This window comes from Gilliamella sp. B3892, assembly GCF_026536305.1.
GTDB lineage: Bacteria > Pseudomonadota > Gammaproteobacteria > Enterobacterales > Orbaceae > Gilliamella.
The window spans coordinates 45,497-58,938 of record NZ_JAFNOK010000001.1 but is presented as its reverse complement, the minus strand read 5'-3'; the positions used below and the strand labels follow the sequence as shown (position 1 = coordinate 58,938).

Annotated in this window: 14 protein-coding genes; 3 read left to right on the top strand and 11 right to left on the bottom strand. The window is 35.7% G+C overall.

Annotated elements, in window-relative coordinates; translation table 11 throughout:
* Positions 1 to 246 precede the first annotated feature (246 nt).
* Positions 247 to 567 carry a PTS system regulator TmaR gene (tmaR, locus tag J3U74_RS00260; protein ID WP_220218107.1) on the top strand — a complete coding sequence of 107 codons (321 nt, stop codon included), beginning with the start codon at positions 247 to 249 and terminating at the stop codon, positions 565 to 567.
* A 61-nt stretch (positions 568 to 628) separates the two neighbouring features.
* On the opposite strand, the gene yciH is transcribed toward tmaR, so the two are convergent.
* The 7 genes from yciH to tmk are packed head-to-tail and all read right to left on the bottom strand — an operon-like array spanning position 629 to position 7,492.
* Positions 629 to 949, bottom strand: a complete 321-nt coding sequence (gene yciH / locus J3U74_RS00255; protein WP_267329887.1) for a stress response translation initiation inhibitor YciH — start codon at positions 947 to 949, stop codon at positions 629 to 631.
* 7 nt (positions 950 to 956) lie between these two features.
* A complete protein-coding gene (pyrF, locus tag J3U74_RS00250; protein WP_267329886.1) occupies positions 957 to 1,661 on the bottom strand; it encodes an orotidine-5'-phosphate decarboxylase in 705 nt (234 codons plus the stop codon).
* Positions 1,662 to 1,689: 28 nt separating this feature from the next.
* Positions 1,690 to 2,865, bottom strand: coding sequence for an SGNH/GDSL hydrolase family protein (locus tag J3U74_RS00245; RefSeq protein ID WP_267329885.1), 1,176 nt, complete (start codon positions 2,863 to 2,865; stop codon positions 1,690 to 1,692).
* Positions 2,858 to 4,384, bottom strand: coding sequence for a GDSL-type esterase/lipase family protein (locus tag J3U74_RS00240; RefSeq protein ID WP_267329884.1), 1,527 nt, complete (start codon positions 4,382 to 4,384; stop codon positions 2,858 to 2,860). Before J3U74_RS00240 ends, J3U74_RS00245 begins: the two co-directional genes overlap by 8 nt.
* Positions 4,385 to 4,402: 18 nt before the next feature.
* Positions 4,403 to 5,803: an MBOAT family O-acyltransferase gene (locus J3U74_RS00235; RefSeq protein WP_267329883.1), complete on the bottom strand. Its 1,401-nt coding sequence runs from the start codon at positions 5,801 to 5,803 to the stop codon at positions 4,403 to 4,405.
* Positions 5,804 to 5,855: 52 nt separating this feature from the next.
* On the bottom strand, positions 5,856 to 6,854 hold the full coding sequence (gene holB, locus J3U74_RS00230; RefSeq protein ID WP_267329882.1) for a DNA polymerase III subunit delta': 999 nt from the start codon (positions 6,852 to 6,854) through the stop codon (positions 5,856 to 5,858).
* The gene (gene tmk / locus J3U74_RS00225; protein WP_220218114.1) at positions 6,851 to 7,492 is read right to left on the bottom strand and encodes a dTMP kinase; all 642 of its coding nucleotides are present in this window, start codon (positions 7,490 to 7,492) and stop codon (positions 6,851 to 6,853) included. Before tmk ends, holB begins: the two co-directional genes overlap by 4 nt.
* Before the next feature lie 343 nt (positions 7,493 to 7,835).
* On the opposite strand from tmk, the gene J3U74_RS00220 reads away from it, so the two are divergent.
* A complete protein-coding gene (locus J3U74_RS00220; protein ID WP_267329881.1) occupies positions 7,836 to 8,258 on the top strand; it encodes a hypothetical protein in 423 nt (140 codons plus the stop codon).
* Between the two features lie 15 nt (positions 8,259 to 8,273).
* Positions 8,274 to 8,630, top strand: coding sequence for a fumarate reductase subunit FrdD (frdD, locus tag J3U74_RS00215; protein ID WP_267329880.1), 357 nt, complete (start codon positions 8,274 to 8,276; stop codon positions 8,628 to 8,630).
* Positions 8,631 to 8,697: 67 nt separating this feature from the next.
* Here frdD and J3U74_RS00210 read toward each other — a convergent pair whose 3' ends face one another.
* From J3U74_RS00210 to J3U74_RS00195, 4 genes are all read right to left on the bottom strand, one after another.
* Positions 8,698 to 9,537 carry a hypothetical protein gene (locus J3U74_RS00210; protein WP_267329879.1) on the bottom strand — a complete coding sequence of 280 codons (840 nt, stop codon included), beginning with the start codon at positions 9,535 to 9,537 and terminating at the stop codon, positions 8,698 to 8,700.
* A gap of 64 nt (positions 9,538 to 9,601) precedes the next feature.
* The gene (gene yejF, locus J3U74_RS00205; RefSeq protein ID WP_267329878.1) at positions 9,602 to 11,326 is read right to left on the bottom strand and encodes a microcin C ABC transporter ATP-binding protein YejF; all 1,725 of its coding nucleotides are present in this window, start codon (positions 11,324 to 11,326) and stop codon (positions 9,602 to 9,604) included.
* Positions 11,326 to 12,354: an ABC transporter permease gene (locus J3U74_RS00200; RefSeq protein ID WP_267329877.1), complete on the bottom strand. Its 1,029-nt coding sequence runs from the start codon at positions 12,352 to 12,354 to the stop codon at positions 11,326 to 11,328. The genes yejF and J3U74_RS00200 overlap by 1 nt, the downstream gene beginning before the upstream one ends.
* Entirely contained in the window at positions 12,354 to 13,442 is a 1,089-nt protein-coding gene (locus J3U74_RS00195) for a microcin C ABC transporter permease YejB (protein WP_267329876.1), read from the bottom strand. The genes J3U74_RS00200 and J3U74_RS00195 overlap by 1 nt, the downstream gene beginning before the upstream one ends.

Sequence of the window (13,442 nt, the reverse complement as noted above, 5' to 3'; positions counted from 1 at the left end):
ATAATAATTTGTACTAATTCTTAATAGTTGTTTTTGTTTTTATCCCATTTTGTCAAAAACTTTCAGAAATAGTATACGTTTAAGCAAAAAAATATTTTAAATTTACTAAAATAATAAGGATTTATAAATAATTTAAAATCCCACTTTGGTAAATAATAAAATATAATTAATATGACCTTAAAAAATTATTGGTATATAATTAGTTTAAATTATTTTTTCCATTTTTTTAGAAATAAGGGGTTATAGATGGACAAGGAAAAATCAGCCGCACCTACGTTTCAAGATGTACTTGAATACATTCGTTTATCACGTCGTTTAAATAAATTAAAACGTGAAATTTCCGATAACGAGAAAAAAATACGTGACAACCAAAAACGAGTGTTATTACTTGAAAACTTAAGTGATTATATTAAACCTGATATGACTTACGACGAACTTCAAGCGATTATTGCCAATATGAAAAGCGATTATGATGATCGTGTTGATGATTATATTATCAAAAATGCTGAAATTTCTAAAGAACGCCGCGATATCAGCAAAAAAATGCGCAGTTACCGATCAAACTAATTTGATCAAGTTAACTCCCACTTTCAAATTAAATAGTGGGAGTTTTTAATATAAAATCTTATCAGCCCCCGGCTAACTTCACTTTAAATCCTTTATCTTCAAGTAGTGTCTTTAATAATTCCCGTTTATCGCCTTGAATTTCTATCGCGCCTTCCTTTACCGATCCACCGCATCCGCAACGCTTTTTGAGTTCAGCAGCCAACTGCATTAATTGGCTATCGTCTAAATCAAAGCCTGATATGACACACACACCTTTACCTTTGCGACCAGAGGTTTGGCGTTGAATTCGAATAACACCATCGCCTTTTGGTCGAGTCGGAGCTGCTTTACTGGGGGTAACTCTACCTTGCTCGGTTGAATAAACAATTGGATTTTCAGACATAATTAACTTAACTCTTACTTAAATCAAGTGTTGATAAAATAGCATGTAATGCTTTAGTTGGATCTTCAGCTTGAGTGATAGGGCGTCCAATCACTAAATAATCAGAGCCGGCAGCCTGCGCACGCTGTGGCGTCATGATTCGGCGTTGATCATCGGGATTAGAGCCTGCTGGTCTGATACCGGGTGTGACGAGTTTGAAATCACTGCCCAAGCGAGTCCTAAAACTTTGCACTTCTTTAGCTGAACATACAACGCCATCGAGCCCACAATTTTTAGCCAGAGACGCTAATCTTGTCGCTTGCTCTAATGGAGATACATTAATCCCTATCTCTTGAAGATCGGCAGATTCCATACTGGTTAATACCGTTACAGCGATTAGCAATGGCGCATCTTTACCATAGGAATAAAGCGCATCTTTTGCTGCCGTCATCATTCTTGAACCACCGCTAGCATGAACATTAGTCATCCAAACGCCTAAATCAGCCGCTGCTGCAACTGCTTTTGCAACAGTATTTGGAATATCATGAAATTTGAGATCTAAGAAAATATCAAAACCTTTATGTTTAATCTGTCTGATAAAATCGGGACCGGCATGAGTAAACAGCTCTTTACCGATTTTAAGACGACAATCTTTTGGATCTACTTGATCAATAAAATTCCATGCCGATTTAACATCTGAAAAATCTACCGCAACGATAATTGGAGATGACATAACCTATATTTTCCTTCTTAAGCTTAAATTACTTATTCTTTCTAACAAATTCATTTAAATCAGTATAAAAAATCTGGGCGCTCTTTTTATACCCTTTTAAGGTTTGATGAACTAAATCCGGACGAGCAAGCCCCTGCTGGCGCCACTTCTTAACAGCATTTTCACCGCCCATAGCGAGTTGCCAATTCCAAAATAGTGTCTTTTCCGATTTAGCAACCTGTTTTTGAATATCCATGACCGTTTTAAACGATTTTGGATAATCATTATCATTCACCATGGTGTCCGGAGGAGACATTAATAAGATTGCAGCGCCTGGAAGCGATTTGCGAATTTGGCGAATACTGCTTATCAAGTTTTGGCGATAAGCATCGGCATCTAATGTTTCATCAAAACTCTCATTAGTGCCGTACTCAATGATGACTAAATCACTATTAGAAGAGGCTAATTGTTTTAACCAATTTGCTCCCCATTTTTGCCAAATTGTCTGTTTGGCACCATTCGAGGCTATCGCCGAAACAACAACGCCGGATTGTTTATTGCGAGTTAACCATATTCCAGCCAATTCTACATTATGTTGGCCTTTAATGACTATTGGCAGTTTAGAAATTATTGACGAAGTTTGCCACACATTGATTTTTGGTGAATCAGTCAAATTGATTTTCTTATCATTCACATCATAAATACTTAGCGTATTGTCCGTATTTTTGGTCTTTTTAAATGTTAATTTAACCTGCCAATCTGAATTGGTTGCCGTTTTTGGGGTAATTTTAATCGTTGCGGAATCTTTTGTTGGTACGGCAATAAAACCGCCGATTGGAAAATCAGGGTTACTCATAGTACGGCTATTTAAAACTTCCCAATTTTTAGTATTCCAACTGACTGCGACATGATTTTGACCTTTTATAGCAACAGGCGGTATCCAACCAATACCGGCATTTCCATATTTTTTTTGCATCAACGTTCTAAATTCACCGGTAAAAAAGTCAGCAGCAGTATGTGAATCGCCGATTTGGGTGATGTTAACGACCTGATTACTTTTCTTATTTTTTATTAATGAATTTAATCGCATCGACAATTTTTTCGCATTAGGATCACCAAAATCAACAACGCTCGATACAGTACTAGTCTTGCTTTCTGCCACACTACAACCAACGGCGATAGTGACAGCAATAACTGTAATAATAAATTTAAAAAATCTAATCACTATGGTTATCCTCTAATAATTTGAAAGTGATTTTATCCATAATTGCCTTGGCCAGAATTTTTTGGCCTGTCGGAGTAAAATGAATTCCGTCATCAGTCCTGACTTTAATTTTTTTATTTTCAGACTCAATAAAACTATTGTAATTTGTATAGGTACAACCCAATAAATTATTAGTAGTTAAAAAATGTTGCTGTGCTTTTTTAAGTTCAGATATATATAACGTATTAAGGTAAACCATACCATCATTTAATTTTGATTTACTCATACAAGGTGCTGCAAGCCAAAGCACTTGAACATCATGCTCTCTGGCGCTATTGAGAATGCTGGCAATACGTAAACGATATTGCTCTTCCCATAATTCAGATTTGAATTTAGCATATTTACTGTAACCTTTAACCGGAAAGTCCCAAGAATCATTGGCACCTAAAAAAACCACAAGTAATTTGATAGAAGGATCGTTAGCTAAATTATTTTTGATTGTTTCGGGCCAATCAAAGGCCTTAGGGTAAGAAAGTCCTGTACTTTGTTTACTCAAATTAATGCTTTCTATTTTATATTCTTTAAAAAGCATTTTTTTAACATATGGTGCAACCCCTTGCATTAATGAATCACCAGCAAAAAATACTTTATCATTTTCAGTCAATACAATGGGTAACGGCTCATTATTTAAAGCACTAGTGTGCAAATGAGTTACCGGCACTTTTGGTGAATCGAGTTGCTTAATCTCATCTAAAGTAAAAAATTGCTCTAACGGGTCTAATTTATTAGGATTCTGATTCTTTAATGACGAGCCTGATGATGACTCATCTTTAGATTGATTGACCTCTTCAACTTTCACTGCTTGTAAAGGGGTATTGCCCAATTTTGCATTAGATTGAGATTTATTGAGCGACGATAAATCAATTTTAGACGATTTAGCCGTTCCGATATCGACATCAGGTTGCTGGATGACTGGTAGATTGCCGTCACTTTGGTTAACCCCTTGAATATTCGATTTTTCTGATACCCCATTTTGTATCATTTGTTCTGATTTTTCTCGTCTATGTGCTGCTTGTTGCTGTAATTCCTTTTCCCGTAATTCTTTTTCCCGCAACTCTTGTTCTCGTAACTCTTGTTTCCGTAATTCCTGTTCCCGTAATTCTTGTTCCCGTAACTCTTGTTGCCGTAATTCCTGTTCCCGTAACTCTTGTCCCAGTAATTCTTGTTCCGGTTTTAGTTCTTCCGGATCGATTTCCTGAACAAGGCTTTGTGAATTGACTAAATCAAAATGATATGTTTGCTGCCAATAAATAAGCACTGATTTATAATAAATGATTATTAATGCTATAGCAGTCACCAATAGCAATACAAAAACATACCAAGCGGACAATGTTCTTTGGATATATGCAGTAGCATAATCGAGTTGGCTTGTGTTTTTATTTTGAACAAAAACGTCGTCTGCCAACGAGTCATGACATTGCTGTAAAATATTTAACTCATCTTCCGGGTCATTTTTTGAAATTAATTTTTTACATTTCATATTAATTAAACGTCATACTCAAAAGTTAGCATAAATGAAGTTTGGTACACCAGAAGGTGCAAAATAAATAATTAGCCACAATACATAAATAATCACGAAAGGCAAAAAGTACTTATTGATATTGCTAATGTTCCATGCAAACCAATTGGGAATATCTTTAACTATCGGATAGATTAAAAATAATATACAGAAGCATAAAAATGGTTCCACATAATGTGATTCAATCAAAAAATTTTGAGATAATGCTGTCAAATAATCTGATGCATCAAGCAGACTTTCACAATTAAAAAATATCCAAGCGAAGCATACATAATGAAAGGTAAATAGCCTTGCTATTATCGGTAAGCGCTGCGATAACCAATTTCGTCCAAATAAACGGTCCCCAATATTAAGCGCCACAATACCCAGCCCATGGCATCCACCCCAAATGATAAAATTAATCCCGGCACCATGCCATAAACCTGATAATAACATAGCTAACATGACATTAATTTGAGTACGACTAAAACCTCGACGACTGCCACCTAGTGGAATATAAATATAATCCCGAATCCAATGAGATAAACTAATATGCCAGCGATCCCAAAAATCCCTCAAATTTAGCGCCAGATAAGGAAAATTAAAATTAATGGGTAAGCGAAAGCCCAATAACAACGCAATGCCCGTCACTAGATCCGTATAGCCCGAAAAATTGAGATAGATTTGCACGGCATAAGCATAAAGCCCGACTAACAAATCAATGAAGCTAAATTCTAACGGATTGGCAAATATAGGATTGACCCAATGTTCACTTATTAAACCACCTAAACAATAGACTTTTAGTACCGCTAGCATGATCAACGTAAATGCTCGATAAGGCTCTAATATTTCACGAGGATGAGTAATCGCAATTTGCGGCAAAAAGTCTTTAGCTCGATTAATCGGACCGGCAATCACACTAGGGAAAAAAGATAAAAATAAGGCAAAATCCCAGAATTTAGCGATCGGAATCTCTTTACGTTTTACTGAAACCAAATAGCTTATTGAATGAAAAGTATAAAACGAGATACCGATAGGGATTACGACAGTTATAACCGGTAATAATACGGTTAAATCAAGGAAATTTAACAGTGCTTGTAGTTCATAGCGAAAGAAATCAAAATATTTAAATAACGCCAGATTAATAATCGATACGCATAATCCCAATATTAACCAAAATTTGGCATGGCGTTTTGAGGCGTTTATCAGCAAAGCGAATAGATAGATAACACAAGTATAACTAAATAAAATCAGTGCAAATTGCCAACTATAACTAGCAACAATAACGTAACTAAAGACCAATAGCAGCATATTTTGTACTTTAGGTAATAAGCGGCAAGCCCAATAAAAGGCAAAAAAAGCGACAAACAATATCCCGAATTCAATAGATAAATAACTCACCGCTATTCCTTTTTACTTAAACATAGTCTATTTCTGAAACTTTTTCACAGCATTATTTGTTATCACCACTGCAAATAAGTTCAGATTGTGCCAACACATTGTAGATTATTAATTCTTTATTTAGCCCGGTTATTGTCAACAACTGGTTTCTTGCTTGTAACCAAATTTGATAGAGTGCAGATATCTCTTGATGACTTTTGGTTGCTAACAATCTGACGAGTGGAACTTGATCACGATTAACAATAAACCGTCCTACTTTTTGTTTTGCTTTTAATGCATCACTTAATAAGGCACAAAACCAGATAATTCTCTCTAAAAAAGCTTCGTTATCAATAGTTTTTGCTAATTGCCAAAAATCGTTTTGTGCAATGACTGCTGATAAATTTTCACAAAACGCTTTCCGTTGTAGCCACTTCTCTTGATCGAGTAAAGCTAAGGCTGTTAACGGCGCATTTTCGCTCAATAAAAGCGCAGAGGCAAGCTCATTATCGCTATAATGTTGACAATGCTGCTTTTTTAACCATTTAACTGAATCATCTAATTCCGGTACCGGTAAAAAGTAGGAAAAACAACGACTATATATGGTCGGTAACAAGTGACTGTTATGATCATCACTCAAGATAAAATAAGTGTTTTGCGGTGGCTCTTCTAATGTTTTGAGTAAAGCATTAGCCGCCGCTTCTGTCATCAAAGCAGCGTGTTTAACCCAAATCACTTTATTACCACCTTGCTGTGATTTTTCGTAAACTTTGGATGTGATACTACGAACTTGATCAATACCAATTGACTGTTTACCTTGCTCATTAGTCAAAACATAATAATCCGGGTGATGATGCGATAAAAACAGTTGGCAACTATGGCATTTTAAACAGGGTTCAAGTTGCGATGAAGCTTGACACAACAAACAGTTAGCCAACATTTGTACAAGTTCATCTTCGCCACTTCCTTGAATATAATTGATGAGTAAAGCATGGTGGGCACGGTTATGCAAAATCGCTTGAGCCAATTGCTGATAAGGCGATATTAACCATGGATAATCATTGAAAATCATTGCGTAATAACCTGCGTTGCTAACCATGAAGTTAAAATAGTTTGAATTTGCATAGTGACATCATCAATCGATTTAGTCGCATCGATAACAGCAATGGTACTATCTTGCTGTGCAAGCGCTAAGTAGCGATCTCGTATTCGCTCAAAAAATGGCAAAGATTGCTGTTCAATACGATCAAGTTCACCTCGTGATCTTGCCCGCATTAAACCAATTTGCGGCTCCACATCTAAATATAAAGTAAGATCAGGTTTGAAATCACCTAGCACTTGTGTTTTTAACGTTTCAATAAATACCTTATCTAACTGACGACCACCACCTTGATAAGCTTGAGTTGATAAATCGTGCCGATCACCAATCACCCACCGCCCGGCTTTCAGTGCAGGTTTAATTACATTATCAATCAGTTGGATTCGAGCAGCATATAACATGAGTAATTCAGCCTTATCCGTTAATGGCTCATGATCTAAACCATTTTTGATAATATTGCGCAGCGCTTCAGCAATTGGCGTTCCGCCAGGCTCGCGTGTGAACTGCAAATCACAAATATTATTTTGATTTAAAATAGTTGCTACCGTCCTAATTGCGGTTGTTTTACCTGCACCTTCAAGACCTTCGATGACAATAAATTTTCCTGTCATACTTATTTCCTAAACTGTTGATGATGAATCTACGTTGAATATCGCAATATTGTACGCTATTTTTCCCTATTATTTTAGCCAGTAATGTAATTACTTTTATCCAGCAAAAGATAACATCAATTAAAAAGCAAAAAAGCACATACCAGCCTTAACATTATTTGATTATACTCATCCATGCCATGGTTAACGCTTGACGCACATTATGCCAATCCTTAGATCACTAAAACCCCTATCATGTACTGCTTTAGATTAGCGACAAAAACATGCTTTACCTCTATAATGAGATTTAAAATAAATTCAATAAGCAAAACTATTGCCATAACCAATACCAATTGAGAAATTTATGAATCAAACCAATAATAATCAAAATTTAAATAATCAAAGTAGCGATACTTATTTTGGTGAACTGCAATCAAACACAAAACCACCATTGTTAATTTCGATTCTAATAAAACTTAGGCCGTTTTCAATGATTTGGGTAAGTATGGTGTTAATGTATGGGGTAATTTGTATGTATACCAATGGCCTTGGACAAGACGAGTTTTACCGTTTTATCTTTTTTTTACGTAGCCCATTAGCCGTTATAATAAATTGCCTTGCTCTTTTCGTTATGCTCTTTCATTGTTTAAGCTGGTTTAACTTGTTACCCAATGCTATTTTTTCGCCAAGTCGTCATAATAAAGCTAAAATCTATCTAATAACATTGGGTTTATGGTTAATAATGATTGCGATATCGGCCGGCCTATTATGGTTAGTTTTAAAATAAAGTGGTATTAAATCAATGACAACAAAAAAAGATCATTCAAAACAAAAAACGGGTAAAGTAATAAAAGGGTTATATATTGTAGGTAGTACTTGGGCAGCGATTTTTTCACCAGTTGTACTGGTCATTTTAGCCTTTATCATTCCATTTGGTGATGCAATTACCCGCTCCTATATTCTTAAATTGGCAAATACTCAAGCGGGTAAAATATTTCTATTTCTAACCATTTCATTACCAATTTGGTTTGCATTACAACAGATTTTAACGCTATTACATCAATATAATATCTACCCTAAACGAGAAAAAGGATTAACTTACCTCTTAGCCTTAGCATGGACAATACATGCTATTTACGTTTTGTTTGTGCGATTATAGTTAGCACATTTAAGTTTGATAAAGACTAAAGCGTTAACTTTATGTTAACGCTTGTTTTAAAACATGATTAATAATAAGTAATTGTTCTGACAGTAGTGAGTTGGTTTACATTTTGAAGACTTACCGTTGCGTGGAGCCAATCATTTTTATCATTAAGCCCTGAAAATTCAGTTATTACAGTACCGTATTTGGCGTCAGCTGATGATGTATTTATTTTTATTTCTTTTAACCGCTGAAGATGATCAAAGAGATATGAATAGTGATCCATACGGCTTGTTCTACCGGTACTGTTATAGGAAACGTCTCTTAGATGTTGGTTTTCATAAGTAAAAGTATAAGTAGAATCGCCTTTTGGGCTGTCCACGTTATTGTTATGTTTTATTTCAACGTCTTCAATTTTCCATGTTATTTGTTTTCTCACTAAGCAGTTATTATTATCAAATTGGTAACTATCATTTTGGCTAAAAACAAAATCATCCGATTTTTTAATTTGTTCAGACTCAATAATTTTACCTTGTGCATCAACTTTAAAATTGATAATCGTATGTGTCTTATCAGATTGGTTTTCGATAATAGTTTGCCAACCAAAATCCTTTTTTTGTAAACTTTCAGTATAATCAAGCTGATTGTTTTTTAAATAGAGGTCATATTGGCTTTGAGTGAATAAACCCTTTTCATCATAATCAATGATTTGTTTAGCCATTAATCCATTATTATATTGCAAAGTTCGAGTCTCTTGCTTAATGCCTTTAGCTGGAGTATCGATAAAATCATCGACTTTTAAAATATAGTTGTTTGCTAGAACCACATTTTGTGAAGGATTATCAGTACACATCAACGCCAAAACATCCATTGATGTTATAGATAAACATGTTGCGAATAAAATAGATTTTATTTTTTTTTGCATACTAACCTACTTAGTTGATCGTTATATTAACTTTATAGAACTAACCCTTTATCATTATTTAACATTACTGCTTTCTCATTAACAGTGCATCGGCCCAGTTAATGGCTGAGACTTTCGTTGATTCTTTTTTGTTATCATCTGATTGATCATCATTTTCAATCTTATCTCCATGAATTAGGGTTTTACTCACTTTTCGTGGCGGCTTGTCCAAAAATGAATGCAGCATCTTGGTATAGTCAGATTCTGGCGAAGAGAAGATCTGCTCACGCGATCCTTGTTCAATAATTTCGCCATCTTTCATCACCACCACTTGATGACATATTGAGTAAACTAAGGCTAAATCATGACTAATAAACAAGTAGCTTAGCTGGTACTTTTCTTGCAATGATTTGAGCAAATTAATAATTTGCTTTTGTATAGAATGATCTAATGATGACGTTGGTTCATCTAAAATTAATAATTCCGGTTGTAAAATCAGTGCTCTGGCAATAGCAATACGTTGCCGCTGCCCTCCTGAGAACTCCGTTGGGTAACGAAAACGCATCTGCGGATCTAGCCCAACTTCTTGCATAATATCAATCACGGCTTGTTCAATTTCACTTTTAGTTAATTTCTTATGAGCCGTTAACCCTTCGCTAATTATTTGCTCAACATTAAACCGAGGATTGAGAGACGAGAACGGGTCTTGAAAAACAACTTGAATACGACTGCGAAAAGGCAGTAATTTTTTACCGGTCAAATTATGAATAGGGTAACTATCAAATAAAATATCACCTTGAGATTTAATCAGTCGCAACACGGCCAAAGCTGTCGTGGTTTTTCCGGAGCCAGACTCACCGACAATTCCAACTGTTTCGCCTTGATGTACCGCAAAACCGATGTTGTTGACAATTTTCTTTTTTTGACTGGTAAATAACTGTTTCTTGGTAACAACTTCAACATCCAAATGGTTGACATTAAGCAAGATACCCGGCGTTTCAGGCAACGGAACGGGGTCACCACTTGGCTGAGAATTTAGCAATGTTTGAGTATATTCATGTTTAGGTCGTAAAAAGATACGATGCTTATTGTTATATTCAACAATTTCACCATGTTGCATCACAGCAACTTTATCTGCTAATTTTTTAACAATGCCTAGATTATGTGAAATAAACAACATGCTCATGTTGAGTTCATTTTTTAGATCTTTAAGTAGCTGAATAATTTGCGCCTGTACTGAAACATCTAATGCAGTTGTTGGCTCATCGGCAATTAACAATTTAGGATGAGTTAATATTGCCATTGCAATCATGACACGTTGTCTTTCGCCACCGGATAGCTGATGAGGATAAGATGAAAGTTTACTTTTAGCATCTTTAATACCTACCCTGTCAAGATATTGTAATATTTCCGAACGAGCGACATTTCGACTCATTCCACGATGTAACGCCAGCACCTCATAAAGCTGCTTCTCAACAGTATGTAATGGATTGAGTGAGACCATAGGCTCCTGAAAAATCATACTGATTTGATTACCACGAATTTTACGTAGCTGTTTTTCTGGCGCGTTCAACAATGATTGCGCTTCAAATCTGATATCGCCGGTTGGATAAGTCACCTGCTCTTTACGCAATAAACGTAATATCGACAATGCGGTAACACTTTTACCGGAGCCGGACTCGCCAACTAATGCTAATGTTTCTTGCTCATGAATATCAAAACTTACCCTTTTGACGACTTCAGATTCAATGCGTGAACCACGTTTGAAGGCAATGCTTAAATCATGGACGGATAATAAAGGAGAACTCATTAGCACACTCCTTTGTTTGGATCGAACGCATCTCTTACTGCTTCACCAATAAAGATTAATAGTGAAAGCAAAGTTGCAATAATTAAAAAAGAACTGATACCTAACCACGGAGCTTGTAGGTTATTTTTGCCTTGTAACAGTAATCGCCCTAGTGACGGTGAATCGATAGGTAAACCAAAGCCTAAAAAATCGAGCGAAGTTAACGTCGTAATCGCCCCACATAAAATAAACGGTAAATATGTTAATGTTGCCACCATAGCATTAGGTAAAATATGGCGAAACATAATTTTTCTATCGCTTACGCCCAATGCTTTAGCCGCACGGACATAATCAAAATTACGCGTCCGTAAAAATTCAGTACGCACCACGCCCGATAATGACATCCAACCAAATAAAACGGTTATGCCTAATAACCACCAGAAATTAAGGGGTAAAATACTGGCCAATAAAATAATCATAAACATTTGTGGCAATCCACTCCAGATCTCAATAAATCTTTGTCCGAGTAAATCAATCTTACCCCCGTAATAACCTTGAATGGCGCCAATCACAATTGCAATAATTGAGGTTATCGCCGTTAAAAAAATGGCAAACAGCATTGAGAGGCGAAAACCGTATAACATATTAGCAAACACATCAAAACCGGCATCTGTCGTTCCCAGTAAATGAGCGCTGGAAGGCGGTGTTGGGAATGTCCTTTGTGTATCATAAATTAAGGTATTGTAGCTAAAACGAAAAGGCGGCCACAAAATCCAACCGTTATCCTCAATTCGTTTTTGGACAGTCGGATCTAAGTAATTAGTTTGTGTCTCAAATTGCCCCCCGAATGTGGTTTCGGGATAAAAATGAAAAATTGGCGAATAATAGTTATTTTGATATTTAATGAAAATCGGCCGATCATTCACAATAAAATCTGAAAATAAACTGACTAAAAATAACAGGGAAAATAACAAAAATGAGTAATAACCACGACGATTTTGTTTAAATCGTTGCCAACGTTGTCGATTAATAGAATAGTTGTTGGTCATTAGTTGCGTGCCTCAAAATCAATACGGGGATCAATAATCATATAAGATAAATCAGATATTAATTTAGTAAGAAGTCCAATTAAGGTAAAAATATAGAGTGAACCAAAGATCACCGGATAATCACGCTGTAAAATGGCTTCATAACCTAATAACCCAAGCCCATTAAGCGAGAAAATAATCTCAATTAATAACGAACCGGTAAATAAAATTCCAACAAAAGTAGCCGGAAAACTCGAAACAATCAGTAAAGTTGCATTACGAAAAACATGACGGTATAAAATTTTCCTTTCAGTTAATCCTTTTGCCCGAGCAGTAAGCACATACTGTTTGCGTATTTCATCTAAGAATGAATTTTTGGTCAACATGGTCAAAGAAGCAAATCCTCCGACAACCATGGCAACCGTCGGTAAACAGATATGCCATGCGTAATCTTTCACTTTGCCCCAAAAATCAAGTTGATCAAAATTGGTTGAAATCAGCCCTCTTAGTGGGAATATATCCCAATAACTGCCACCGGCAAAAAGCACAATCAATAAAATCGCCAATAAAAAAGAGGGAATAGCATAACCAATAATAATTAATGTACTAGACCAAAAATCAAACGCCGAGCCATCTTTTACCGCTTTACGTATACCTAAAGGAATTGAAATAATATAAACAATTATCGTACTCCAAAGCCCAAGTGAAATAGAAACAGGTAAGCTTTTAATAATCAAACCAACCACAGATTCACTTTTAAAAAAACTATCACCAAAATCGAATAAGATATATTTTTTCAACGTCTCAATATAGCGTTCTAATATCGGTTTATCAAAGCCATATTGCTTTTCAATCATCGCAATCACTTGCGGATCAAGCCCACGAGCACCGCGATAATTCGATTCGTTTTTAGGTTGCTGTGATTGAATCGACGCACTATTACCGGAAGATAGTAACCCTTGTCCGGACTGTGGTCCCATTTCGATTAAGGCTAAAGCTTGATCAACCGGCCCACCCGGCGCAATTTGTACAATAAAAAAGTTAATTGTTAAAATAACAAACAGTGTTGGAATAATCAGTAATAATCTTCGGATTAAATAATTTAGCAT